A 25,886-nucleotide genomic window follows, 5' to 3' on the forward strand; every position below is an offset into this window, starting at 1 on the left:
ATTTATAGCGGCCTTAATAGGCATAAGGCAAAGTAATTATTATCGTCTTGCCATGTTTGCTCTAAACTTAAATTAGCTTGTGCCGCAAGCTGTTTAAACGATTCTAGGGTGTACTTATGAGAATTTTCGGTATGAATACTTTCACCTTGTTTAAAATTAATTTGTTGGTTATTAATTATCACTGTTTGCTCGCAAAGGCTCACTAAGTGCATTTCTATGCGGTTATGCTGCTCGTTATAACGTGATTCATGGTTAAAATTGGCTAAGTTAAATGATCCATTTAGTTCGTCATTGATTCGTTGTAATAAGTTTTTATTAAATGCAGCGGTTACACCGAGTTTATCGTCGTATGCATCTAACAGTACTTGGCGCTGTTTTACCAAGTCAATCCCGATTAAAACATAGCCATTTACACCACATAAATGCTGAAAGTTTCTCATTATTTCAATGGCTTTAAGCGTGTTAAAATTACCTAAGGTGGAGCCCGGGAAATACACTAAATTAGTTTGGCTATCGAGGGCGGTTTCTTTAATAAGCTGTTTAACCATTGCGCTATCGGTAAAGTCGCCTAATAACGGATCAATAACCAGTTCAGGGAATAATGGCGATAAATGCGCTAATGAATAGTTAAGCATTTCTGTAGATATTTCGAACGGTACAAACGTTTTTACTTTGCTCATATGAGCTAATAAGTGGGCAATTTTTTTGCCTGAACCACAACCGGGTTCTATTATTGATAAGCTTTCAGGTAGGATTTGTGCAATCTCTTTTGAGTACCTTTCTAAAATAGCCAGCTCAGTACGGGTTACGTAATACTCTTGCAGCCTTGTTATTTGCTCAAATAATGCAGCCCCCTTGTCGTCATAAAAATATTTACAGGGGAGTGATTTTTGTTGCTGGGTTAAGCCACTTATTACATCTGTTAAAAACTCACAGTTGCTTATAGAGGTATTTATACTGCACTGCTTTATTGTTGTCATTTGGCTCATGTTTTATCCTTAGCGAGTCTTATACCACTACACATCCAGGCTTGATGGGGATAATAAAAGTTTCTGTAGGTTGTACGTAAATGATTAGCAGGAGTTAACACGCAACCGCCACGTAATACCATTTGATTGCTCATAAACTTACCATTGTACTCTCCTGCCACGCCTGCTATTGGCTTAAAACCAGGGTAAGGTAAATAAGCACTGTTTGTCCATTGCCAGCAGCTATCTGTAAGCTGCCCAATAGCAGCGCTACTATCGGCCATATTTGGCAATAAAAGTGACGTGTGCGCTGTATTACTTGGTGCGTGTTGCTGGGCTGCATATTCCCATTCAAACTCTGTGGGCAGGCGTGCATTAACAAAACTTGCATAAGCGCTGGCCTCATAATAACTAACATGACAAGCCGGCGCGGCTAAGTTAAGGGGTAATAATCCGTAATGGGTAAACTCAAACCACTCCCCGTTTATATAATGCCAATACAATGGCTGTGTTAAATTATTAGCCTGTATATGTGCCCAGCCGTCACTTAGCCAATGTTGCGGGTTGCTATAGCCTGAGCTATTAATAAAGCCTAAATACTCTGCATTAGTCACTAATCTATTAGCAAAGCTAAATGGATGAACCAGCACAGAGTGCTTAGGTTGTTCGTTATCGTAGGCAAATTGGTTTTCAGCATTGCTCCCTATGTTTATAATTGCTTGGTCAAAGTTTATAAATTTTATAGCAGCACTGGATTGCTGGTTTGGTACTTGAGTTGGCTTTAGTGGTTGGAACGCAGGAAATATTGGGTTAATAGAAAAGTTATACTTAATATCCATCAACATTAGCTCTTGGTGTTGTTGCTCGTGATTTAGGCCAAGAGTAATTATTTGCTCTATTTCTGGGGTTATTGCAGTATTTAACACGCTTATAACAGCTTCATCAATATATCGTCTGTATGCTATTACGTCATCAAGACTCGGCCTCGATAGGCTGCCTCTGTTACCCCGCTTAAATTGCTCACCAATTCCGTTGTAGTAAGAATTAAATAATATTTTAAACTCAGGGTTAAATACTTTGTAATTACGGCTATGAATGCAGAGTAAAAATGTTTCAAAAAACCAACTGGTATGCGCAAGATGCCATTTACTTGGGCTTACGTCGGCCATTGCTTGTAATTGACAGTCTTCTGCACTTAACGCACTAATGAGTGATAGGCTATATTTACGTACCGATTTAAAATGCTCACTAAGCTCATTTTTTCCAACTAAATGTTTAATATCATTAGTCATAGTCGCAATTTACTCCTTTAACTACTTTACTGTTAAAATATAACCTAATGTTAAATCATATACTAAGTATTCCTAGATTAAAGGGGCGTTTATATTAGGCACCTTTAATTAGCAGCTTATTAGTATTTACATACTCCGTGACAGTAATTATTTACCTATGTGTTTTTATAATTCTGATTTCGGATAATATGCGCTGATTTATAAGTGTTCTCGTATATGTATTAGTAAATAGTAAACTAATTTAACAAGTTAGAGAGTGTTTATTTTTTATACTTAAAAGCAACAAATATCATCATTTTGACTATAATATCAGCAGTCTAAATACAAAATCATTTACATTTAGTATTTAACTCATACACTAGTAAAGTTAATGATCAAAAATCAGATTAGTTAGTCTTCTAATTATTTGTGTTTAAACTAATATAATTACAAGGCTAATATAATTAATTACGACACTGGGTAACATCCAGGGTTAGAACAACAAATGAGGTATTGCATGAGCGAAGAGCATGACAAATATAGTATTGATAGTACGGACTATACCGTAGGTCAAGACAACGTACAAAAATGGGGGTTAGATATACATAACTCTGTTTTCGGCATAAGTGCTGGTCTGATTGTCATCTTTTTGATCGCTATTTTAGTTACCGATCCACAAACAGCTAAGTCTGCACTTGATAGTATAAAAACAGATATTATTAATAACTTTGATGCCTTATTTATGTGGGCTGCTAACTTTTTCGTTATTTTTTGTTTAGCACTTATTGTATCGCCTTACGGTAAAATACGTTTAGGGGGAGATGATGCAGTACCTACTCACTCTCGCCTTTCATGGTTAGCTATGTTATTTGCTGCAGGTATGGGTATTGGCTTAATGTTTTGGGGTGTTGCAGAACCGCTTGCTTATTATACTGGCTGGTTTGAAACACCTTTAAATGTAGCTCCTAATACACCAGAGGCAGCAAAACTAGCAATGGGCGCAACTATGTTCCATTGGGGTCTACATCCGTGGGCTATTTATGCAGTTGTCGCACTTTCACTTGCATTCTTTACTTATAACAAAGGCTTACCACTGTCTATCCGTTCTATTTTTTATCCTATTTTAGGTGATAGAGCGTGGGGATGGCCTGGCCACCTTATCGACATTTTAGCTGTGCTTGCAACACTCTTTGGTCTTGCAACTTCACTAGGGTTAGGAGCACAACAAGCCTCTGCAGGTATAGATCATGTATTTGGTACCTCTGGTGGTGTTGGTTCACAAATTTTAGTTATTATTGGGGTTTCACTTTTAGCTATTATTTCGGTAGTTAGAGGGATTGATGGCGGAGTAAAAGTACTTAGTAATGCCAATATGTTAATTGCCTTGGTTTTACTTGTGTTTGTATTTTTAGTTGGCTTTGCTGTTGCTATAGGTAATGTTCCTACTACCATAATGGGCTATGTAGAAAATATTATTCCCTTAAGTAATCCTCATGGTCGTGAAGATGAAACCTGGATGCATGGCTGGACTGTATCGTACTGGGCGTGGTGGATTTCCTGGTCACCGTTTGTAGGTATGTTTATTGCGCGTGTTTCTCGTGGTCGTACTATACGTGAATTTTTAATTGCGGTATTACTAGTGCCTACTGCTGTTACTATTTTATGGATGTCTATATACGGCGGTATTGCTATTGATCAGGTGGTTAATAATGTAGGTGAGCTAGGTACTAACGGCCTTACTGAAGTACCACTTGCTATGTTCCAAATGTTTGATGCATTACCTTTGTCTAACATTTTATCGTTTGTAGCGATTATTTTAGTATTGGTGTTTTTTATTACGTCATCGGACTCTGGTTCATTGGTAATTGATTCGATCACGGCTGGTGGCAAAATTGATGCACCTGTACCACAACGTATCTTTTGGGCTGTAACCCAAGGTGCGGTAGCTGCCGCACTACTTTGGATAGGTGGAACTGAAGCTATACAAGCGCTGCAAGCTGGCGCTATATCTGCCGGGTTACCTTTTACTATTGTATTGTTGTTTATGTGTTTAAGCTTACTGTTGGGCTTACGTACTGAGCCTCGTACTAAAAAGTAACCGTACTTACTGCCCTTACTGGTAATTATAAAAAGTACTAATAAAAACGCCGCAAATTATGCGGCGTTTTTTATAGCTATAAAATAAAGTTTATATCCACAAATCATCTATCGGCGTATCTAAGCGATAATGATGACTCAGCTGCGCTTGTAACAACTCAGCTGTGGCCAATGCATCGGTTAGGGCATTATGGTTATTATACGCAGGAAGTGAGTAGCGCTTACGACAATCATTTAATCGCAACGAGCCTATTTTAGAGTTAAATAACCGCCCTATTAAACCCTGGCGTGCTGTTAATGCTCTTTTTTCAATATCCATAGTGTCAACTAACGCAAACTCTATGCCTTCGTGCAGCCTAAGTAACAACGCATTATTTAAAAATGGCCGCTCAATTGCTGCATAATGTACCACCACGACTTTACCGCTTAGCGCGGCAAGTAAAGGCTCAATAATACGATTAAAGTCTGGTGCATCATCAACCTCTGAGTGCGTAATACCATGAATGATTATTGATTCTTCATGTAAGTTTCTGCGCGGTTGTACTACCCAATGGCGGCTGTGCTTGCAGTATATTCGCTGTAAGTTAAAAGGCACTAAACCCACACTCACTATGTCATCTGCTTCGCTATCTAAGCCGGTGGTTTCAAAATCCATCGCTACAAATGGCACATCAGCTATTGCTGCAGCAGGCTGATTAAAAGCCGATGCATAAAACTGCTGTAACAAGGCATTTTCACTGCTATTTGCTAATTGCTGATACCTAAGCGACCAGTCAACTATTGCTTGCTTTTGCTTGCTCATAGAAAAATCACTTCACATTTGTATTTGAAATAAAGCTAAATTTTAGATAGTTTTGCGCTTTTTCAAGAATCGCAAATGCCTCTTTTAAATTACGCTGCTCAAACGGTGAAAGTTGATGTGGATCTAAATTATTATCGGGCTCTTCACCTTGCTCTATTTGTAATGCTTGATGACGAATTCGCATCATAGCTATATACTCCAGCGCATCTCGTAAATCTTGTGCTTTACCCTCGGGTAAACTTTTTGCGGCAATTATATCCTCAAGGCGGTCAAACGAGTTTTGTTTGCGTGAACCAATCGCTAATGCATGCACCCGTATAACATCCGAAAGTGGTGCGGTACCACGGCGTTTTAAGTTCATTGAGTGCTTATGCTGGCCGTTATGCTCTAAAACAAAACCTTTGAAGAACCCAAGAGGCGGCGTTCGATTACGCGCATTAGCAGCCATATTTGCCAAAAACACCCTATTTGCTTTGCTTTGTTTAGCAACAAAGACTTTGAGCTCATCGGCCCATTTTGTTTTACCCCAAACGCCGTCCAAATCAAAAAATATAGAGCTGTGTAATAACGTTTGTGGTTTTGGTTTTGCTATCCAATCTGCAAATTGCTCAAACCATTGAGAGCGAGTTTTACGCCACTTTTTAAATGACGCCATAATTTCGCCATCACAATAGGTGTAGCCGCATTGTGCTAAACCATCACAAACAAAATCAGCAATGTTTTGAAAGTACTCGTTATGTAACTCATCGTTGTAACTGTCATCTAAAATAAGCGCATTATCTTGATCCGTTACTATCAGTTGCTCATCGCGCGCCATGGAGCCTAAAGCAATAAAACAATAAGGCACGGGAGCTGGCCCATACTTTTCTTCAGCTAATATTAATAACCTTTGCTTAAAAGTACGGCCAATCACTGCCATGGCTGTACCAACCATATGAGAGTTTGCATCTTCGTTAACCATACGCACAAATACATTAGGTAACTGGCGGGCATAATGGGTTAAGTCTTCCACTGATTGCTGAGCCAAAATACCACGCACTAATAACAAGCTACTTTGCGACTCGTAACGTAAAATATCAGACAGTGATATTACCCCAATCGGCCTGCGTTTTTGCACTACCGGCAAATGATGCAGGCTGTCTCTTAACATCGCTAATACAGCTTCGAAAACGTAGGCATTAGCATCTAAAATCACTAAGTTAGTAGACATAATATGCTGTGCTTGAGTATCAAACGACAATCCTGGCGCAACCACTTTATTACGTAAATCTCGGTCGGTAATTATGCCAACTACTTGGCCATCATCCTCTTCCGGGTCGTCGTTAATGGGCTTATTTATATCTGTAACCAGTACTGATGAAACCGCTTCTTCACTCATTAATTTGGCAACATCTTGCACCGTAGAAGTGGTTAATACTGTCACTACATCGCGATGAATAAGCGACTTTACTTTTGCTGTCGTTAAATCGTTACTGTCGGCTTGCTCAACAATAGCTTGGTGCAAACGTACATTGCCATCGGTTTCAAAGTAATCAGCAAATGCATCAAACTCATCGCAATAACGATTAAACAGTTCAACATTAATGCAGTAAACCAATGTGTCTTCTAGTGCAGTGGCCGGAAAACGCACTTTGCGGTTCATCAATAGGCCCATTTGGCCAAATATTCCACCCACGGCTAAACGATTATAAAGCTCGCCATTACGGCGATACATTTCTACCGAGCCGCTTCTTATAACGTACAAGTCGGCAATATCTTGGCCTAACTGTAAAATCTCTGTTTGCGCTCTAAAGTATGCAACTTCAACTTGTTGCGCCAGCTCGTTAAGCGCTTTAATGGGTAAATCGTTAAAAGGGGGATGCTGTGCTAAAAACTGCGCTATTTCTATTTGTTCGGCTTGCATAGTTGCTTCCTACATAGCGATATTATGATGTGTTTTATACTAATTTAATGCAATTGGTATTACCTAAAGACTAACATTACCAATCTTAGGTTAAAACATATAGTGGATACAAAAAAAGAGTCAATAATGACTCTTTTTAAATTAATTTAATAAAATATTATTTACTACGTTGGGCTTGTTTTTTAGCGTTTTTAGCCTCTTTACGTTGCTGTAAAATAGCTTGTGCTTCATTACCAATGTGGCCTTCGCCACGCGCTTGTGCAAGCTCTATTTGCTTTTGTCGCTCAGCAAAACGTTCTCTCTGCTCATCGCTTACATTATCAATACAATGGTGACACGACACGCCTTCCATATATTCAGCTTTTAACTTTTCGTCTTCGGTGATCGGCATACGACACGCATGACATTGGTCATACGAGCCTTTTTGTAAGTCGTGATTAACCGCTACACGATTATCAAATACAAAACATTCGCCTTCCCACATGGTTTCATCTTTTGGTACTTCTTCAAGGTATTTTAAAATACCGCCTTCAAGATGGTACACTTCATCAAAGCCTTGCTCTTTCATATACGCTGTTGATTTTTCACAGCGGATACCGCCAGTACAAAACATAGCTACTTTTTTATGCTTGCTTGGATCAAGGTTTTCTTTAGCCCACTGCGGAAATTCACGGAATGTTTTGGTGTTAGGATCAACTGCGTTTTGAAAGGTGCCTATTTCAATTTCGTAATCGTTGCGGGTATCTATAAGTATCACTTCTGGGTCTGAAATTAATGCGTTCCATTCATTTGGCTTAACATAACTACCCACTACTTTTAGCGGATCGATGCCCTCAACCCCCATAGTCACAATTTCTTTTTTTAGTTTTACTTTGGTGCGGTAAAATGGGCATTCGTCATCGTAAGATTCTTTAGTAACAATGTTATTAAGGCTTGGCTGTTGTTCAAGCCATTTAAGAAGATTATCTATGCCAGCACGTTTAGCTGAAACCGTACCATTAATACCCTCAGAGGCGATTAGTAAAGTACCGCGAACTTCATTTGCCTCCATTACATCTAGTAATGGTTTTCTAAGCGCTTCAAACTCAGGTAATGCTACAAATTTATACAGTGCACACACTATAAAGTGCTCGCTGGTTAAATTGTCTTTATGAACAGCCGTCATATTTATTCCTATTTTGCTTTTTAATATATACCGAATCGTAAATCCGGCGCATCTTGGGCGCGTATTTTACGCTTTTTGTGATTAAATGCAAAAATTAGCCTTATAATTTGCATTTTACTGTTAGCCATACGCCTCTGTGGGCTATAATGCGCCGATAGAATTAAGATATAACTTGCTCATTTTGGAGAAACACACCTTGCACTTTACTGATCTTGGGATTGATAATCGCCTTGAAACACAACTAGCACATCAAGGGATCACCCAGCCTACCGACATTCAAGCACATGCAGTGCCTACAGCACTTGCAGGGCATGACATTTTCGCCCAGTCTAAAACAGGGTCAGGCAAAACCTTGGCGTTTTTATTACCCGCTGTTCAACGAGTAATGAAACAAAAAGCACTCAGTAAACGCGATCCTCGGGTACTTATTGTTGCTCCAACACGTGAGCTTGCTACGCAAGTATTTACACAACTGCGTTTATTAATCGCAGGTACAAACATTAAAGCCGTAAAAATACTCGGCGGCGAAAATTTTAATGACCAAATTAAAGCGCTTAGAAACGATCCGCAGTTTGTAGTTGCAACACCAGGTCGTCTAGCCGATCACCTTACAAAGCGTACGTTACAATTGAGCGGTCTTGAGCTACTTATTTTTGATGAAGCAGACCGTATCCTAGATTTAGGCTTTACCGAACAACTTAAAATGATTAATGACTTGGCCGATCATCGCCTGCGCCAAACACTATTGTTTTCGGCTACACTAGATCATGCACAAGTAGATGCACTATCACGCAACTTATTAAAAAAGCCTAAGCAAATAATGCTCAGCGCTGCAAACGAGCAACACTCAGATATTAAACAAAGCTTATATCTTGCTGATCATCTTGATCATAAAGAAGCCTTACTTGAGCACTTTTTGAATCAAGACGATGTTGGCCAATGTATTATATTTACAGCTACCCGTGCAGATACCAGCCGTTTGAGCGAAGCGCTTTGCGCTAAAGGTTTTAAAGCACAGCCATTAGCAGGTGATTTAGCACAAAATAAGCGTCTCGATATTATGGATGCGTTTAGCCGTGAAAACTTCAAAATATTAATAACCACAGATGTTGCGTCACGTGGCTTAGATTTACTCAGTGTTACCCATGTTATAAATTTTGATTTACCTAAACACGCTGAAGAATATGTTCACCGAATTGGGCGTACAGGTCGAGCTGGTTTTAAAGGCAGCGCACTGTCGTTAGTAGGCCCTAAAGATTGGCCAAGTTATTTAGCAATTAAAGCATTCTTAAATGATGAATTAAAGTTTGATAGCGTTGATGGTTTAAAAGCTAAATTTAAAGGGATTAAAGAAAAGAAACCAGTTGCAATTTTAGCCACAGAAAAAACAGTAGCAGCTAAAAAGCCAGTGTTTAAACGCAAAGCTAAGCCTAAAAAACCATCAGCTCCCATTAAAGCCCCTATTAATATTGATGGCGATACTCCTATGCGCCGCAGAAAAAAGCCTGAACAGGAATAATTATGAGTTACCTTGGAACCACACAAACCTTATTTGTAAAAGAAGTTAGTAACGAAGGTGCTTACCTAGACGGCCACGATTTAGGCGAAGTATTTTTACCAAAACAAGAAATAAAACATGAGCTTGAAGCTGGTGATAGCATTAGCGTATTTATATTTTTAGATAATGCTAATTTACCTACAGCAACAATTAAAAAGCCTCATGCACAAGTAGGTGAATATGCCCTACTGCGTGTTAAAGAAATTAATAGTATTGGTGCCTTTTTAGATTGGGGCTTAGAAAAAGATGTACTAGCGCCGTTTAATGAGCAAAAACCGCGTATGCAAGAAGGTCATTCGTATTTAGTGCGTTTGTACCTAGACAATGCCAGTAAGCGTATTTGTGCATCAAATAACTTTAATCGTTTTTTATCTAAAGATGAGCCGCAATACACCCATTTACAAGAAGTCGATTTGATCATAGCGGGTAAAACTGACATTGGTTACAAAGTCCTTATTGAAGAATCTCACTTTGGTGTTATTTTTTACAATATGGTATTTAAAAGCTTATTTGTAGGGCAAAAACTAAAAGGCTTTATTCAAAAAGTGCGTGAAGATGGCAAAATTGACGTTGTATTAGAAAAACCAGGTATGGCTAAAGTTAGTAATCTTGGCGATGTTATAATGGAAAAGCTAAAAGAGGAAGGTGGCGTTATTGCTTTAGGTGATAAGTCTGATCCTGAAACAATTAAGAAAATATTTTCGACCAGTAAAGCTAATTATAAAAAGGCAATTGGTGGATTATTTAAACTAGGATTAATAGAAATTGAAGCGAAATCCATTCGCTTAAAATAACAATTTATTATTATGCGTTGAGTGTAGCCTAAGTGCTGCACTTAGCGCTTATAACTAACCTTTCACTACCCAATAATATATTTATACGGCAAAGTACATTGTGTATATTGCTTAGCGTAATTGAGCACTTCTTCTTTATTTTGCAAATTTAATGGCGCTAAACGAAATACTTTATCTTCACAATCTCGTTTAAGGCTATCATGGCTATCTACACATTCGTGTGAAGTTACATGCTGTTGACTTAATCTATCCTCATTTTTATAACAAAGGTGATAAGCGTAATTTTGCATTGTTTGTTTAAAATCGAATATATTTACGGGATATATAGCAACAATATCCGTAACTGCCGTTACTCCATCATACACTTTACTAGAAAAAACATATTTGTTTACTGAAAATCCAGCAACAATAATCACTATAGAACCTAACATTAGTCTCAAAATAAAACCCTTACTGCATTTTGATTTTATTAATGTAACATAAAACAAACATCTCGCAAGGGTTCTGGCAATAAAGCCTGAACTTTTGTTAAATTATTCTATAGATTTATTAACATCTGCCAAAACAGCAACAGGATTGTCTGCTTGAGTAATTGGACGTCCGATCACCAAGTAATCGCTGCCTGCATCTATAGCTTGTTTAGGAGTCATAATGCGTTTTTGATCGCCAGCATCACTCCCTACTGGGCGAATACCAGGCGTTACTAGCTTAAAGCCTGCGCCTAACTCTGCTTTTAATTGTTGTGCTTCTTGAGCAGAGCAAACAACACCATCAAGTCCTGCTTCTTTTGCCAACTTCGCTAAATAAATAACTTGCTCTTGTGGTGTTTTTTCTACGCCTAAACGCTTTAACTCTGTCTCATCCATACTCGTTAGCACGGTAACAGCAATTAATAATGGGGCTTTATCGCCAAATGGAGCTAGTGCTTGTTTAGCTTTGCTCATCATCTCAAAGCCACCACTTGCATGCACATTAACCATCCATACACCCATTTTTGCCGCCGCAGTCACTGCTTTTGCCACTGTGTTAGGAATATCATGAAATTTTAAATCTAAAAATACATCAAAACCTAAATCAATTAACTCTTTTACAAATGCAGGGCCAAAGTAAGTAAACATTTCTTTACCTACTTTAAGGCGACATGAATCGGGTGATAGCTGTTTTACAAAGTCTAAAGCGGCTTGCTGATCATCGTAATCGAGTGCAATAAGAATTTTTTTTGATTTTTCGAAAGGCATAACTATCCTACTTTATAGCGAAAGTGTTATTTGAAAACTAAAAGATTAAAATCCGTCTAAGCCCTTGCTTGGTACAGTAGTTTCCCAATGCTTACAAGAAGGACAATTCCAATAAATTGTATAACTAGTAAAGCCACAATGCTGACATTGAAAGTCTGGTTTGGTGGCAATATAAGAAGTGACCAGTTTATCTATTTGGTCGAGCACCTCTTTAGTATTTTTATCTTGAGCGCCCATTAGTTGTAATAAAAAACTAAACCCGCGTATGGTTGGTTGGCGCTTTAAGCTATCAGTTAAAAACTCAAAAGCTTGCTCTGTATTACCTTGCTCTAACAAAGCTTGGCAATGTTGTATTTTTATTAGCACGCCACCTTTGTCGAGTAACTCACTGATCAGCTGATGAAATTGATGAGTTAAATTTAGATGCTTATAACAATGTGCTAATTTATCGACAAATAAAGGAGCAAAAAATGTAAATTGGCAAATTAATTCGCGCCAATAGTAAATTGCCTTTACGTAGTCTTCTTTAGTATATGCAGACAAACCAAGTTCATATAAAGGACGTATCGCTTTATGATTCAAACTAATGGCTTTGCGCATTAATGAGGGGTTATTATCACTTAACGCCAGCTCACAGTAAAAGTTAGCTATGGCTTTAAAGTGTTGTTCTTTTGAAAATAATTCACTATGCGCTTCAAACATATTAATCCCTTTTTGCCACTCTCGGGTTTGCGAATATAGAGTGATAATAGGATCTAATGCTTCACTGTGGTCCATTTTAACAAGCCAAACTAAATGCTCTTCGGCACTATCTAATAGCCCAGCCATAACATAATCTTCTGCTAATTCTAAACGACTAGCAGCAGCTTGTTGCTCATTAAGGCTTGGGTGTTTTAAAAGGAGTTCGTGAATTTTTATTGCGCGGTCTAGCTCGCCTCTGCGGCGAAACATAGTTGCAAGCGTTGAATAATGTTCAACCGAGTCAGCTGCAACTTCTAGTAAATTAATTAAATGTTCAAGGCCTTGATCTTCTTCCCTGTCGAGTAAAAACTTTAAGCCTTTACTATATTCAGAGGTGATCTGCCGATTAAATTGATGAGCTTGATTTTTAGCACTGTTTTTTCCCATTATCCAGCCGTAACCGGCAGCCACAGGAAGTAGTAAAAATAACAGCTCAATCATAATTATGAGTCTTTATCAGCAGCAGGCTTTTTTTTATTTTGTTCAGGTGCTAACTGTTTTTTTAAACGATAATTTTGCCACTTAAGTTGTGAAAACAATTTAAAGCTTACAAAACAACCAATTACAACACCTAATAAAAAGCAAATACTTATTATAACGGCTAAAGGCAATGTATTGCTGGCTATAATATAGTTTATTTGTACTAATTGTGGATTTTGAGAACCCAATACAAATGCACTGATCAAGCAAAGTGCAACCAGAATAATTTTTAATACCTTAAACAAGTACCCTACTCCAATAAGTTAACTAGGCAATGCTCTCGTTTACACGATCACGTAATTCTTTACCTGGTTTAAAATGTGGTACATGTTTACCATCTAGCTCTACTGTTTCGCCAGTCTTAGGGTTACGACCGGTACGTGGAGCGCGATAATGCAAAGAAAAACTACCAAAACCTCTGATCTCAATACGATCTGAAGAAGATAATGAGCCGGCCATTTGTTCAAGAATTTCTTTTACTGCATTTTCAACATCTTTCACTGGAACGTGTGCGTGTTGCTGTGCAAGTGTTTCTATCAGTTCTGACTTAGTCATAGCATTTCCTTAAAAGAAATAATGGAAGGGCATAAACTGCCCTTCCAATTAAAGACTGATTAATTAGTCTTTTTGTGCATTTGCGAAAGCAGCAGCCATTGCGTTTTCAAACACTGGCTCGTCTTTCTTAAGCTTTTCTATTACTTCTTTCTCTTCAGCTTCGAAAAGAGCTTTAACAGATAAGCTTAAAGTGCGGTTCTTGCGATCAACACCAACATATTTAACTTCAATTTCGTCGCCTACAGAAACAACAGTAGTTGCATCTTCAACGCGCTCTTGAGCGATATCAGCTACACGGATGTAACCTTCAACGCCTTCGATAAGTTCAATAGTTGCGCCTTTAGCATCAACTTCAGTCACTTTACCTTTAACAATAGCACCTTTTTTGTTTGCATCAAGGTAGTTATTGAATGGGTCAGCTTCGATTTGCTTAACACCTAGAGAGATACGTTCGCGCTCTGGGTCAACTTGCAATACGATAGCAGTGATTTCGTCGCCTTTCTTGAATTCACGTACAGCGTCTTCGCCAGGTGTATTCCAAGAAATGTCTGAAAGGTGTACAAGACCATCAATACCACCGTCAAGACCGATAAAGATACCGAAGTCAGTGATTGATTTGATCTTACCAGTAACTTGGTCGCCTTTGTTTTGTAGACGAGCAAATTCCTGCCAAGGATTAGCAATACATTGCTTAAGACCAAGAGAAATACGACGACGTTCTTCGTCGATTTCAAGAACCATAACTTCAACGCTGTCGCCAAGGCTAACAACTTTTGAAGGATGGATGTTCTTGTTAGTCCAATCCATTTCAGAAACGTGAACTAAACCTTCAACGCCTTCTTCGATTTCCACGAAACAGCCGTAATCTGTAAGGTTAGTAACACGACCAGAAAGTTTAGAACCTTCTGGGTAACGACCAGCGATAGCTGCCCATGGATCTTCGCCAAGCTGTTTAAGGCCTAGAGATACACGAGTTTTATCTTTGTCGAATTTAAGAACTTTAACTGCGATTTCGTCGCCAACATTAACGATTTCTGAAGGGTGCTTAACACGCTTCCACGCCATATCAGTAATGTGTAGTAGACCATCAACACCACCAAGGTCAACGAATGCACCGTAGTCAGTAAGGTTCTTAACGATACCTTTAACTTCTTGGCCTTCAACAAGGTTAGCAAGAAGCTCTTCACGTTCTTGTGAGTTTTCAGATTCGATAACTGCACGACGTGAAACAACAACGTTGTTACGTTTTTGATCAAGCTTGATTACTTTAAATTCAAGCTCTTTGCCTTCAAGGTGAGTTGTGTCACGTACTGGACGAACATCAACAAGTGAACCAGGTAGGAAAGCACGGATTGAATCAACTTCAACTGTGAAACCGCCTTTAACTTTACCGTTGATAACACCAGTAACAGTTTCTTGCTCTTCACATGCTTTCTCAAGACGGATCCACGCTTCGTGACGCTTCGCTTTCTCACGAGAAAGGATAGTTTCACCGAAACCGTCTTCAATTGCATCTAGTGCAACATCTACTTCGTCGCCAACAGCAACTTCAAGTTCACCAGCAGCATTTTTGAACTGCTCAGCAGGGATAGCACTTTCTGATTTAAGACCAGCATCTACAAGTACAATGTTGTTCTCGATTGAGATTACTGTACCTTTAACGATAGAGCCTTGCTCTGCTTCAAAACCCTTTAAGCTTTCTTCAAATAACTGCGCAAAATTTTCTGACATACGAATATACGTCTCTATATATTATACCAATAAGCAACCATGCTGCATGGGGTTGTTAAAATAGCACTGGCATCCTGCTGGTGCATAAAATGTGTTTAGCTTCGTTTAGGAAGCCGACCTTCAGAGATAGCCGTATCCAATAAAGTTAATACCTTATCATATACTTGCTGTGCATTAAGCTCGCTAGTATCAAGCTCAATAGCATCCTCTGCAGGCACAAGTGGCGCAACGGCACGATTCATATCGCGATCATCACGCTCTTGAATGTCTTTTAATAGACCACTCAGTGTAACATTAAGACCGCGAGCATTCAACTCAACAAAACGTCGTTTGGCGCGTTCTTGTGCACTGGCGGTTAAAAATATTTTTAGCGGTGCATCTTTAAAAACCACAGTACCCATATCACGACCATCAGCAATTAGACCTCGTTCAGTTCTAAATGCGCGTTGGCGACGTAATAACGCTTCGCGTACGCGAGGTAGTGCTGCTACTTTTGATGCTGCAGCCCCTACTTCTTCGTTACGGATTGTGGTGGTTACATCCTCACCTTCTAAAACAACCTTTGCTGCATTAGTTTGACTATCTACCAAAAACTGTACATCTAAGTTAGCAGCTAAGGGAACTAATGCATCTTCGTTATCTAATGCGATTTGATGGTGAAGTGCCGCTAGAGATAAAACGCGGTAAATTGCGCCACTATCAAGTACATCCCATCCCAACTTTTCGGCTAACAAGCGACAAACAGTTCCCTTACCTGAACCACTTGGGCCATCTACGGTGATCACGGGCATTAATAACGCCTGCATTTAAACCTCCTACAATGCACACCTAAGTAAACCGCAATATTATACGTCAGTTATTTAAATAGATCGCTATTAGTGTGTAACTTTTTATTAATTAACATCAAAAACCTACTCACTAACTGATGCTAATACATTGAAAAATGTCGGAAATGTTTTATAAGTACACTTAGGATCATTAATCGTGATTGGCTTTCCACCTACGGCAACCATAGCAAAACACATGGCAATGCGATGGTCATCGTAAGTATCAATTGCTACATCGTTAAAGTGTTTCGGGGGAGTGATTTCTATAAAATCGTGCCCTTCTACAACTTCTGCGCCCACTTTTCTGAGCTCAGTTGCCATAGCGTGTAGTCGATCGGTTTCTTTTACGCGCCAATTATAAATATTACGAATAGCCGTTGGCCCTTTAGCGAATAGAGCCACAGTGGCTAATGTCATTGCTGCATCAGGTATGGCATTTGCGTCAATATCAACACCGTTTAATTGGCCTTTACGAACAACTAAACGCTCATCATACCAATCTATTTTAGCGCCCACTTGTTCCATTACTTTAGCAAAGCCAATATCGCCTTGCACCGATTTAGCACCGACACCTTTAATTTCAATTTCGCCACCGGCAATTGCAGCTGCAGCTACAAAGTAAGATGCAGAAGACGCATCGCCTTCAACCATAATACGTTCAAGTGACTGGTACTGTTGACCACCTTTTACGGTAAAAGTTGCATAATTACTATGCTCAACTTCTATTCCAAAGCGTGCCATTACATCAAGGGTAATATCAATGTAGGGTTTAGATACTAAAGTGCCTTTAATCGTTATTTTGGTATCACCATTAAACAGTGGTGCAGCCATTAGTAATGCAGTTAAAAATTGACTTGATATACTGCCGTCAATTGCAACTTCACCACCGTTAATTTGCCCACCTATAATTTTAAGCGGTGGGTAATCTTTATTTTTGCTGTAAGTAATATCACCGCCAAGTGCTTGCAGCGCATCGACTAAATGCCCTATTGGGCGCTCTTCCATGCGTGGCTCGCCAATCAGTTCGTACTCACCTGCAACCGCAGCAAGTACAGCGGTTAAAGGACGGTAAGCTGTGCCTGCATTACCTAAAAACAAAGGCTCTCTTGGGGTTTTAAATACCCCACCAACACCTTGTACTGTAGCAACTGTTCGCTCTTGGTTTAAACTAACGTTAACACCTAATAATTGTAACGCGCCCAACATATGGCGTATATCGTCGCTATCAAGTAAGTTTTCAACAACAGTAGTGCCATTTGCCAATGCCGCTAATAACAATATACGGTTTGATAAGCTTTTTGAACCCGGCAGAGTGACGCTGCCATTAACACACGAAATAGGTTCTAAGCGTAATTGTTCCATTAGCTATTTTCCTTTGCAAAAGCAGCCATAAAATCAACAAGCGCTTGCACGCCCTCAAGTGGCATTGCGTTGTAAATACTGGCGCGCATTCCACCTACAATTCTATGGCCTTCGAGTGCTAGCAAGCCCGCTTCGTTTGATTGAGCAACAAACTTACTGTTTAAGCTTTCATCATTTAACCAAAAAGGGACGTTCATACGCGAGCGACTATGCTTAGCTACTTTATTAGAATAAAAATCAGAATTATCGATAAAATTATAAAGTAGTTCAGCTTTTGCAATATTTTGTGCTTCCATGGCTTTTACACCACCATTTTGCTCAAGCCATTGGAATACTTCAGCCGCTAAATACCATGCAAATGTTGGTGGCGTATTAAACATACTGCCCTGCTTGGCCTCTAGTGCATAATCTAAAATACCTGGTTTAGGAAGCCCTTCACGTGCTAGTAATGTTTTACGTACGATAACGATTGCAATGCCCGAAGGACCTATATTTTTTTGTGCGCCAGCGTAAATTAAATCAAATTGATTAACGTCAATTTCACGCGATAAAATAGTTGACGACATATCTGCAATAATTGGCGCTGTTGGATGACTCGGTACATCAAAAATCTCTAAGCCATCAACGGTTTCGTTAGGGCAATAGTGAATGTACGACGCATCTGCTGGCAACTGCCAGTCTGCCACTGCTTTAATCGAAAATTGACCATCGGTATCGTTACGAACATCGATAGCAGTAGTTTGGGTAAACTTATTTGCTTCATCCGTTGCACTTTTTGACCATACGCCGTTTTCGCAGTAAACCGCTGATTTATTTTCCTGATGTAAATTTAATGGCACAGCACTAAATTGACCGCGACCGCCACCATGCATAAACAGCACTTCAAATTCATCGCTAATATTCATTAAACGACGCAGGCTCGCTTCACATTTTTTAGTGAGCGCTAAAAACTCTTTACTACGGTGACTCATTTCCATCACCGATACACCCAAACCTTGCCAATCTATAAATTCTTGTTGTGCTTTTTTCATTACTGCTGGCGGTAACATGGCCGGCCCCGCACAAAAATTATACTTACTCATTACCTTTTCCTCATTCCAGTAATTAAAAAATTAAACACCCGATTACCATTCAATCAGGTTATACACATTAAATTAAAGCTGTGATTATTAAGTGGGCTATAGCCTCACTCATAGTATTAAAGCCTTCATTACCTATAAGGCTGCATTAATGCAGCAAACAGAGCAATATAAAACAATTACTGAGAACAACTATATATATAAATTAACGTCTTGCAATTGAGTCTTTTTGCTATTGTAAAAATTATTTTATTGCGCAGTATTATTAATATTAATTTTATTCAACACCATTAAAAAAAGCGGCCAAGGCCGCTTTTTTAATCTCAATTATTCTGAAGGAGGATTATCATCCGCTACTTCATCAATAACCGTATCAACTGTTTCGACGTCTTCGATATCAATTAAGTCACTTTCGGTAACTTCAATCTCTTCTATACGTTGTAAACCAACTACTTGCTCTTCGTCAATAGTTCTGATCAAAATAACACCTTGCGTGTTACGTCCAACCGTAGAAACTTCATTAACGCGAGTTCGTACTAAGGTACCACGATTTGAAATAATCATTATTTCATCGTTATCGTCAACTTGTACAGCACCTACAACCGCACCATTACGCTCACTTACTTTAATAGACACTACACCTTGAGTCGCACGACTCTTCGCTGGGTAGTCTTCAAGTAAAGTACGTTTACCGTAGCCGTTTTCAGTCACGGTTAAAATAGCACCATCTGTTTTAGGCACAATTAACGATACTACGCGTTGTCCTTCAGGCATTTTAATACCACGAACACCTGTAGCTGTACGGCCCATAGGACGAACACCTTTGAAGCGAATCTCAGGGTTACCTTCTTCGTCTAGTACTGGGTTACCGTTTTCATCAACAACCGTTGTTTCTTCTGCTTCTTTAAAGCGTACTACTTTACCCGCATCGGTAAACAACATAATTTCGTTGCTGCCATCGGTAACATCAACACCAATTAGGCTATCGCCTTCATTTAGGTTAACCGCAATAATACCGCTTGCACGTTGACGACTGTATGCCGTTAGTGGTGTTTTCTTCACTGTACCAAATGCGGTTGCCATAAAGATGTATTTATCTTCTGCATACTCGCGTACTGGTAATATAGCGGTAATACGTTCATCTGCCTCAAGTGGTAATAAGTTAACAATTGGTTTGCCGCGCGCTGCACGACTTGCAAGTGGTAACTGATACACTTTAAGCCAATATAAACGACCAGCCGTTGAGAAACACAATATAGTATCGTGCGTATTAGCAACTAATAAACGTTCAATGAAATCTTCATCTTTCATCTTCGTTGCCGATTTACCTTTACCACCACGACGCTGCGCTTCGTAATCAGACAGAGCCTGATACTTAACATAACCTTCGTGAGAAAGCGTTACTACTACGTTTTCTTCGGTAATTAAATCTTCAAGGCTGATATCGTGTGCTGCGGCATTTATTTCAGTACGACGCTCATCACCATATTGCGCTTTAATTTCAACTAACTCATCGCGAATAACTTCCATTAAACGCTCTGGTGTTGCCAAAATATGTAAAAGCTCAGCAATTAAATCTAATAACGATTGGTATTCAGTTAGAATCTTTTCGTGTTCTAAACCCGTTAGCTTATGTAAGCGTAAATCTAGGATTGCTTGAGCTTGTTGCTCAGAAATAAAGTATTGACCATCGCGAATACCTAACTCAGCAGCTAACCAATCTGGGCGGGCAACGTTGTCTTCGCCTGCTTTATCAAGCATGGCTTTTACGTTACCTAATTCCCACGAACGCGCTGTTAAAGCAACTTTTGCTTCAGCAGGTGTTGGTGAATTACGAATAAGCTCAATAATTGGGTCGATGTTTGCCAGTGCAATTGCTAAACCTTCTAGCATATGTGCACGGTCACGCGCTTTGCGTAAATCAAAAACAGTACGACGAGTTACTACTTCACGGCGGTGAATAATAAACTCTTCAAGCATTTCTTTTAAATTAAAGCACTTAGGCTGGTTGTTAATTAACGCAACCATATTCATACCAAACACAGTTTGTAACTGCGTTTGCGCATATAAATTATTTAAAATAACTTCGCCTACGTCACCACGTTTAATCTCAATAACGATACGCATACCGTCTTTATCTGATTCATCACGTAGTGCACTAATACCTTCAATTTTTTTATCTTTAACCAGCTCGGCAATTTTTTCAATTAGGCGCGCTTTGTTAACTTGATAAGGTATTTCGTGAACAATGATAGTTTCACGATGCGTTTTTTCATCTACTTCTATTTCAGCGCGGGCACGCATGTACACTTTACCACGGCCAGTTAAATAGGCTTGCTCTATGCCTTTTTTACCGTTGATAATTGCAGCAGTTGGAAAATCTGGGCCCGGGATATAATCCATTAACTCTAAAATAGATAATTCAGGGTTTTGAATGAGTGCTAAACAGCCATTTACCACTTCAGTTAAGTTATGAGGTGGAATGTTTGTTGCCATACCTACCGCAATACCCGATGAACCGTTTACTAATAAGTTAGGAACTCTGGTTGGTAAAACGTCAGGGATTTGCTCAGTGCCGTCGTAGTTAGGAACGAAATCAACCGTTTCTTTTTCAAGATCGGCTAATAATTCATGCGACATTTTTGCCATACGTACTTCTGTATAACGCATTGCCGCTGCTGAATCACCATCAACCGAACCGAAGTTACCTTGACCATCTACTAGCATATAACGCAGTGAGAATGGCTGTGCCATACGTACTATAGTGTCGTAAACAGCACTATCGCCGTGTGGGTGGTATTTACCGATTACGTCACCGACAACACGTGCCGATTTTTTGTAAGGCTTGTTCCAATCATTACTAAGCTCGTTCATTGCAAACAAAACGCGGCGGTGAACAGGTTTTAAGCCATCACGCACGTCTGGTAATGCACGTCCTACAATTACGCTCATTGCGTAATCTAAGTAGGAGTTTTTTAACTCGTCTTCAATATTGACTGGCAGAATGCCATGGGCGAGATCAGTCATTGATATCACATTCCTTCAGTATCAGCTCTTAAACACCCACTATTAGGTATCAAGAGAATTTGTTATTATTGCTAAAGAAACATGCTACCACAATTTATTTAGATTTACAGGCGCAAAACTTTGCGATTTACCAATTTAGCCCTATATAATGCCCCCAGATTGACGAGGAAGTATTTTATGACCGAACATCAAAATGTAGATCACGCAGAAATTGCAAAATTTGAGGCCATCGCAGAGCGGTGGTGGGATTTAGACGGGGAATTTAAACCGCTTCACGAAATAAACCCCTTACGTTTAGACTTTATAGCCAATAAAACTGGCGGTCTATTTGACAAAGAAACACTAGACGTAGGTTGTGGCGGCGGTATTTTAAGCCAAAGCATGGCGCGCATGGGGGCAAAGGTAACCGGCATAGATATGGGCCAAGAGCCTTTAACTGTTGCCAAATTACACAGCCTAGAGACAGGCGTACATGTAGAGTATATTAAAGTACCTGCTGAACAATATGCATCCGAGCACCCTGCTCGCTTTGATGTAGTAACCTGTATGGAAATGCTGGAGCATGTACCCGATCCGGCTTCTATTATTCATGCTGTTGCAGAGCTTGCAAAACCCGGTGCTGATGTGTTTTTTTCAACACTTAATAAAACCCCTAAAGCCTATTTATACGCCATTATTGGTGCAGAAAAGCTATTAAAAATGGTGCCTGAAGGCACTCACGATCATAAAAAGTTTATTAAACCAGCACAGTTAATTGCCTGGGCTGAACAAGCGGGTTTAAAAGTGCGCGCCAGTGCTGGGTTATCTTATAATCCATTATCTAAGCAGTACTCGCTTAATACCGACGTAAGCGTAAATTATATTCTGCATTTTGAGAAGTTAGCGTAATGGTCAGCTCTCAATCAACGTCACCTACTATAGAGTACGATGCTTTTTTATTTGACTTAGATGGCACTTTACTCGATACCGCTGATGACTTAGGTGCAGCTTTAAATACCGTACTGCGTTCGCAGCAATTAGATACAGTAAGTCGTGAGGTATATCGCGCTGCTGCATCTAATGGCGCAGCAGCCTTGTTAGAGGTCGGTTTTAAAGATAAATGGGGTGAGCAACCGCAAGCACAACTCGTTAAGCAATTAATTGATGCCTACGCGGCTAATATAGCCAAACACACCACGTGCTTTGCTGGTATTGAGCCACTACTTATCGAACTGGAGCGAAAAAACATCAAATGGGGGATCATGACTAACAAACCCGGATTTTTAACCGCCCCTTTAGTAGCCGCGATCCCTGCTTTAAAAAATGCCTGCGTGGTTATCAGTGGCGATACTTTAGCTGAAGCTAAACCTTCGCCTTTACCTTTACTACATTGTGCCAAGCTAATGGGCGTTGCACCAAATCGTTGCTTGTACATTGGCGATGCTTTGCGTGACATTCAAGCAGGTAAAGCGGCAGGTATGCACACCGCAACCGCACTTTGGGGTTACGTGCCTAACTTAACCGAAGTTTTGAGCTGGCAGGCCGATTTTAATTGGCAAAGCCCTATTGAAGGTTTTAACCATATATAGTGCTATGTTAATTATTAAACACTATATATTGTGATTGTGTTAGTTTTCACACAAAGCCTGCTGATAAAAAAAGCAGTCAAAATATATTTTTAAAAAGCGTAAATTTAGTAGATCCTTAGTTGATTTTTGTAAATTTCAACTTAACCGAATGTTCGAAGGTTAATGCTTACTAACACAAATGTGTTATCCCGACGTTATCCACAATTAGGGGCAATTCTGTCCCTTGCAAAACAACGCGGACCACACTATCTTGTGATCTCTAATTTGAACAACACCAGATATTGTGGCTAAATGTTATTCAATAAAATCGCCTGAATTGGTGTAAACAATAATAAATGAATAGATACTCTGTTATTTTGGAGTATTAATCATTGGTCAAAATACTTAATTTCCAAGGAATACAGGCAAAACTATGAACCAACAGTTATCTGTAAGCAAACGTGACGGCCGTAAAGAGCCACTTGATCTTGACAAGATCCATCGCGTTATTGAATGGGCCGCCGAAGGGTTAAATAACGTTTCGGTTTCGCAAGTTGAATTAAAATCACACATTCAATTTTACGACGGTATTCGTACTAAAGATATTCACGAAACCATCATTAAAGCTGCAGCCGATCAGATTTCAAAAGAATCTCCTGATTATCAGTATTTGTCAGCACGTTTAGCTGTATTCCATTTACGTAAAAAAGCGTATGGCCAATTTGAGCCACCACGTTTATTTGATCATGTAACAAAAATGGTTGGCGACAAACGCTACGACGCTCACCTACTGGTAGATTACACCGAGCAAGAGCTTGACGAATTAGACGAATACCTAGATCACAGCCGTGACCTTAACTTTAGTTATGCTGCGGTTAAACAGCTTGAAGGTAAATACTTAGTTCAAAACCGTGTAACCGGTGAGATTTATGAAAGCGCGCAGTTTTTATATATTTTAGTCGCTGCTAGCTTATTTGCTGACTACCCTCGCGATACACGTATTGCGTATATAAAACGTTTTTACGATGCGATTTCATTGTTTAAAATTTCACTGCCTACGCCAATTATGGCAGGTGTTCGTACGCCAACACGCCAGTTTAGCTCGTGTGTATTAATAGAGTGTGGCGACAGCCTTGATTCAATTAACGCCACCTCGTCTGCAATTGTTAAATACGTATCGCAACGTGCCGGCATTGGCATTAACGCAGGTCGCATTCGTGCACTGGGTAGCCATATTCGCAATGGCGAAGCGTACCATACGGGTTGTATTCCTTTTTATAAGCACTTTCAAACAGCGGTTAAAAGCTGTTCGCAAGGCGGTGTACGTGGCGGCGCAGCAACCTTGTTCTACCCGCTTTGGCATTTAGAAGTAGAAAACCTGTTAGTACTTAAAAATAACCGCGGGGTTGATGACAACCGCGTGCGTCATTTAGATTACGGCGTACAGTTTAATAAACTAATGTACTCGCGTTTAATTAAAGACGACTACATTACCTTGTTTAGCCCCTCTGATGTGCCAGGCCTTTACGATGCATTTTTTGAAGACCAAGACGAGTTTGACGCGCTTTATGTAAAATACGAACAAGACGAATCAATTCGTAAAAAACGCATTAAAGCTATTGAACTGTTCTCAATGTTTGCGCAAGAACGTGCAAGTACCGGTCGTATTTACTTACAAAACGTTGACCACTGTAATACGCACAGCCCGTTCATTGCTAAAGTGGCACCTATTCGCCAATCTAATTTATGTTTAGAAATTGCATTACCAACTAAGCCGTTGGATAACGTAAACGACGAAGAAGGCGAAATTGCGCTATGTACACTCTCTGCATTTAACTTAGGGGCTATTGAGTCACTAGATGAACTTGAAGAATTGGCTGAGCTTGCTGTACGCGCTTTAGATAACTTACTTGATTTTCAAGACTACCCAGTACCGGCTGCAAAAAATGCCACTATGGGTCGTCGTACTCTAGGAATAGGCGTAATTAACTACGCATACTACCTAGCTAAAAACGGTAAGCGTTATTCAGATGGCAGCGCAAATGCACTAACGCACAAAACATTTGAAGCGATTCAATACTACTTAATGAAAGCATCAAACGAGCTTGCTAAAGAGCGTGGTGCATGTCCTAAGTTTAACGAAACAACCTACTCTCAAGGTATAATGCCAACAGATACGTACAAGCGAGATCTTGACAAAATTTGTGATGAGCCACTACACCTTGATTGGGATGCATTACGTGCCAGCATTAAAGAGCACGGTATGCGTAACTCAACAGTAAGTGCGCTAATGCCATCAGAAACATCGTCGCAAATTTCTAACGCAACAAACGGTATTGAGCCACCACGTGGTCATATTAGCGTTAAAGCAAGTAAAGACGGTATTTTAAAGCAAGTTGTACCTGAATATGAACGTTTAAAAGATAACTACGAGTTACTGTGGGATATTCCTTCAAACGATGGTTACTTACAACTTGTGGGTATAATGCAAAAATTTATTGACCAGTCTATTTCGGCCAATACAAATTATGATCCTGGTAAGTTTGAAGGCGGTCGCGTACCGATGAAAGTCTTATTAAAAGATTTGCTTAGCGCCTACAAACTGGGTGTTAAAACCTTGTACTATCACAATACCCGCGATGGTGCATCTGATGCACAAGAAGATACACCGGATCTTGAAGATGATGATTGCGCAGGCGGCGCGTGTAAAATTTAATTTTTGAGTTTTTATTTTAAGCGGG

The 25,886-nt window shown here is 39.6% G+C and carries 21 protein-coding genes; 6 read left to right on the plus strand and 15 right to left on the minus strand.

All coding sequences use genetic code 11. From position 1 onward, the window contains the following. Nucleotides 1–2: 2 nt before the first annotated feature. Both egtD and egtB read right to left on the minus strand, forming a co-directional pair. Complete coding sequence (gene egtD / locus HC000_RS00125) at nucleotides 3–989, minus strand: L-histidine N(alpha)-methyltransferase (RefSeq protein WP_179806580.1); 987 nt, start codon at nucleotides 987–989, stop codon at nucleotides 3–5. After that, nucleotides 986–2,260 carry an ergothioneine biosynthesis protein EgtB gene (gene egtB, locus HC000_RS00130; RefSeq protein WP_179806581.1) on the minus strand — a complete coding sequence of 425 codons (1,275 nt, stop codon included), beginning with the start codon at nucleotides 2,258–2,260 and terminating at the stop codon, nucleotides 986–988. The genes egtD and egtB overlap by 4 nt, the downstream gene beginning before the upstream one ends. Nucleotides 2,261–2,756: 496 nt before the next feature. On the opposite strand from egtB, the gene HC000_RS00135 reads away from it, so the two are divergent. After that, on the plus strand, nucleotides 2,757–4,337 hold the full coding sequence (locus HC000_RS00135; protein WP_011328116.1) for a BCCT family transporter: 1,581 nt from the start codon (nucleotides 2,757–2,759) through the stop codon (nucleotides 4,335–4,337). Between the two features lie 90 nt (nucleotides 4,338–4,427). Here the strand turns inward: HC000_RS00135 and HC000_RS00140 are convergent, their stop codons facing one another. From HC000_RS00140 to HC000_RS00150, 3 genes are all read right to left on the minus strand, one after another. Next, nucleotides 4,428–5,138, minus strand: coding sequence for a 3'-5' exonuclease (locus HC000_RS00140; protein WP_011328115.1), 711 nt, complete (start codon nucleotides 5,136–5,138; stop codon nucleotides 4,428–4,430). A gap of 7 nt (nucleotides 5,139–5,145) precedes the next feature. Beyond that, on the minus strand, nucleotides 5,146–7,041 hold the full coding sequence (locus HC000_RS00145) for a putative nucleotidyltransferase substrate binding domain-containing protein (protein WP_179806582.1): 1,896 nt from the start codon (nucleotides 7,039–7,041) through the stop codon (nucleotides 5,146–5,148). Nucleotides 7,042–7,198: 157 nt separating this feature from the next. Next, nucleotides 7,199–8,206 carry a rhodanese-related sulfurtransferase gene (locus HC000_RS00150; RefSeq protein WP_011328113.1) on the minus strand — a complete coding sequence of 336 codons (1,008 nt, stop codon included), beginning with the start codon at nucleotides 8,204–8,206 and terminating at the stop codon, nucleotides 7,199–7,201. A gap of 196 nt (nucleotides 8,207–8,402) precedes the next feature. On the opposite strand from HC000_RS00150, the gene HC000_RS00155 reads away from it, so the two are divergent. After that, complete coding sequence (locus HC000_RS00155; RefSeq protein WP_179806583.1) at nucleotides 8,403–9,725, plus strand: DEAD/DEAH box helicase; 1,323 nt, start codon at nucleotides 8,403–8,405, stop codon at nucleotides 9,723–9,725. Between the two features lie 2 nt (nucleotides 9,726–9,727). Next, the gene (locus HC000_RS00160) at nucleotides 9,728–10,558 is read left to right on the plus strand and encodes a S1-like domain-containing RNA-binding protein (RefSeq protein ID WP_058373336.1); all 831 of its coding nucleotides are present in this window, start codon (nucleotides 9,728–9,730) and stop codon (nucleotides 10,556–10,558) included. A gap of 65 nt (nucleotides 10,559–10,623) precedes the next feature. On the opposite strand, the gene HC000_RS00165 is transcribed toward HC000_RS00160, so the two are convergent. From HC000_RS00165 to gyrA, 10 genes are all read right to left on the minus strand, one after another. Then, complete coding sequence (locus HC000_RS00165) at nucleotides 10,624–10,989, minus strand: hypothetical protein (RefSeq protein WP_257025378.1); 366 nt, start codon at nucleotides 10,987–10,989, stop codon at nucleotides 10,624–10,626. Between the two features lie 102 nt (nucleotides 10,990–11,091). Then, complete coding sequence (pyrF, locus tag HC000_RS00170) at nucleotides 11,092–11,796, minus strand: orotidine-5'-phosphate decarboxylase (protein ID WP_011328109.1); 705 nt, start codon at nucleotides 11,794–11,796, stop codon at nucleotides 11,092–11,094. A 45-nt stretch (nucleotides 11,797–11,841) separates the two neighbouring features. After that, complete coding sequence (gene lapB, locus HC000_RS00175; RefSeq protein WP_086996072.1) at nucleotides 11,842–12,978, minus strand: lipopolysaccharide assembly protein LapB; 1,137 nt, start codon at nucleotides 12,976–12,978, stop codon at nucleotides 11,842–11,844. Nucleotides 12,979–12,980: 2 nt separating this feature from the next. Beyond that, nucleotides 12,981–13,262, minus strand: a complete 282-nt coding sequence (locus HC000_RS00180) for a LapA family protein (protein ID WP_011328107.1) — start codon at nucleotides 13,260–13,262, stop codon at nucleotides 12,981–12,983. Between the two features lie 22 nt (nucleotides 13,263–13,284). Beyond that, nucleotides 13,285–13,572, minus strand: coding sequence for an integration host factor subunit beta (gene ihfB, locus HC000_RS00185; protein WP_011328106.1), 288 nt, complete (start codon nucleotides 13,570–13,572; stop codon nucleotides 13,285–13,287). A gap of 63 nt (nucleotides 13,573–13,635) precedes the next feature. Next, nucleotides 13,636–15,303: a 30S ribosomal protein S1 gene (gene rpsA / locus HC000_RS00190; RefSeq protein ID WP_011328105.1), complete on the minus strand. Its 1,668-nt coding sequence runs from the start codon at nucleotides 15,301–15,303 to the stop codon at nucleotides 13,636–13,638. A 95-nt stretch (nucleotides 15,304–15,398) separates the two neighbouring features. After that, complete coding sequence (gene cmk / locus HC000_RS00195; RefSeq protein WP_011328104.1) at nucleotides 15,399–16,109, minus strand: (d)CMP kinase; 711 nt, start codon at nucleotides 16,107–16,109, stop codon at nucleotides 15,399–15,401. Between the two features lie 105 nt (nucleotides 16,110–16,214). Then, nucleotides 16,215–17,492: a 3-phosphoshikimate 1-carboxyvinyltransferase gene (aroA, locus tag HC000_RS00200; RefSeq protein ID WP_179806585.1), complete on the minus strand. Its 1,278-nt coding sequence runs from the start codon at nucleotides 17,490–17,492 to the stop codon at nucleotides 16,215–16,217. Continuing rightward, entirely contained in the window at nucleotides 17,492–18,574 is a 1,083-nt protein-coding gene (gene serC, locus HC000_RS00205) for a 3-phosphoserine/phosphohydroxythreonine transaminase (RefSeq protein WP_011328102.1), read from the minus strand. The genes aroA and serC overlap by 1 nt, the downstream gene beginning before the upstream one ends. 324 nt (nucleotides 18,575–18,898) lie before the next feature. Beyond that, nucleotides 18,899–21,598 carry a DNA topoisomerase (ATP-hydrolyzing) subunit A gene (gene gyrA / locus HC000_RS00210; RefSeq protein WP_011328101.1) on the minus strand — a complete coding sequence of 900 codons (2,700 nt, stop codon included), beginning with the start codon at nucleotides 21,596–21,598 and terminating at the stop codon, nucleotides 18,899–18,901. Nucleotides 21,599–21,775: 177 nt separating this feature from the next. Here gyrA and ubiG point away from each other — a divergent pair, with 177 nt between their 5' ends. The 3 genes from ubiG to nrdA all read left to right on the plus strand — a co-directional run bounded on the left by ubiG (nucleotide 21,776) and on the right by nrdA (nucleotide 25,861). Beyond that, on the plus strand, nucleotides 21,776–22,486 hold the full coding sequence (gene ubiG / locus HC000_RS00215) for a bifunctional 2-polyprenyl-6-hydroxyphenol methylase/3-demethylubiquinol 3-O-methyltransferase UbiG (protein ID WP_086996055.1): 711 nt from the start codon (nucleotides 21,776–21,778) through the stop codon (nucleotides 22,484–22,486). Beyond that, nucleotides 22,486–23,166: an HAD-IA family hydrolase gene (locus HC000_RS00220; RefSeq protein WP_179806586.1), complete on the plus strand. Its 681-nt coding sequence runs from the start codon at nucleotides 22,486–22,488 to the stop codon at nucleotides 23,164–23,166. The genes ubiG and HC000_RS00220 overlap by 1 nt, the downstream gene beginning before the upstream one ends. A gap of 412 nt (nucleotides 23,167–23,578) precedes the next feature. Further along, on the plus strand, nucleotides 23,579–25,861 hold the full coding sequence (gene nrdA / locus HC000_RS00225; protein ID WP_011328098.1) for a class 1a ribonucleoside-diphosphate reductase subunit alpha: 2,283 nt from the start codon (nucleotides 23,579–23,581) through the stop codon (nucleotides 25,859–25,861). The last annotated feature ends 25 nt before the right edge of the window (nucleotides 25,862–25,886 follow it).

The sequence above is a fragment of the Pseudoalteromonas sp. MIP2626 genome, from assembly GCF_013414205.1.
GTDB lineage: Bacteria > Pseudomonadota > Gammaproteobacteria > Enterobacterales > Alteromonadaceae > Pseudoalteromonas > Pseudoalteromonas nigrifaciens.

Coding starts and splice junctions, on each gene's coding strand:
- nrdA (WP_011328098.1), top strand. CDS start 23,579: ATGAACCAACAGTTATCTGTAAGCAAACGTGACGGCCGTAAAGAGCCA.
- ihfB (WP_011328106.1), bottom strand. CDS start 13,572: ATGACTAAGTCAGAACTGATAGAAACACTTGCACAGCAACACGCACAC.
- HC000_RS00150 (WP_011328113.1), bottom strand. CDS start 8,206: ATGACGGCTGTTCATAAAGACAATTTAACCAGCGAGCACTTTATAGTG.
- egtD (WP_179806580.1), bottom strand. CDS start 989: ATGAGCCAAATGACAACAATAAAGCAGTGCAGTATAAATACCTCTATA.
- egtB (WP_179806581.1), bottom strand. CDS start 2,260: ATGACTAATGATATTAAACATTTAGTTGGAAAAAATGAGCTTAGTGAG.
- aroA (WP_179806585.1), bottom strand. CDS start 17,492: ATGGAACAATTACGCTTAGAACCTATTTCGTGTGTTAATGGCAGCGTC.
- ubiG (WP_086996055.1), top strand. CDS start 21,776: ATGACCGAACATCAAAATGTAGATCACGCAGAAATTGCAAAATTTGAG.
- HC000_RS00165 (WP_257025378.1), bottom strand. CDS start 10,989: ATGTTAGGTTCTATAGTGATTATTGTTGCTGGATTTTCAGTAAACAAA.
- HC000_RS00160 (WP_058373336.1), top strand. CDS start 9,728: ATGAGTTACCTTGGAACCACACAAACCTTATTTGTAAAAGAAGTTAGT.
- serC (WP_011328102.1), bottom strand. CDS start 18,574: ATGAGTAAGTATAATTTTTGTGCGGGGCCGGCCATGTTACCGCCAGCA.
- pyrF (WP_011328109.1), bottom strand. CDS start 11,796: ATGCCTTTCGAAAAATCAAAAAAAATTCTTATTGCACTCGATTACGAT.
- HC000_RS00135 (WP_011328116.1), top strand. CDS start 2,757: ATGAGCGAAGAGCATGACAAATATAGTATTGATAGTACGGACTATACC.
- HC000_RS00220 (WP_179806586.1), top strand. CDS start 22,486: ATGGTCAGCTCTCAATCAACGTCACCTACTATAGAGTACGATGCTTTT.
- HC000_RS00145 (WP_179806582.1), bottom strand. CDS start 7,041: ATGCAAGCCGAACAAATAGAAATAGCGCAGTTTTTAGCACAGCATCCC.
- gyrA (WP_011328101.1), bottom strand. CDS start 21,598: ATGACTGATCTCGCCCATGGCATTCTGCCAGTCAATATTGAAGACGAG.
- cmk (WP_011328104.1), bottom strand. CDS start 16,109: ATGCAGGCGTTATTAATGCCCGTGATCACCGTAGATGGCCCAAGTGGT.
- rpsA (WP_011328105.1), bottom strand. CDS start 15,303: ATGTCAGAAAATTTTGCGCAGTTATTTGAAGAAAGCTTAAAGGGTTTT.
- HC000_RS00140 (WP_011328115.1), bottom strand. CDS start 5,138: ATGAGCAAGCAAAAGCAAGCAATAGTTGACTGGTCGCTTAGGTATCAG.
- lapB (WP_086996072.1), bottom strand. CDS start 12,978: ATGATTGAGCTGTTATTTTTACTACTTCCTGTGGCTGCCGGTTACGGC.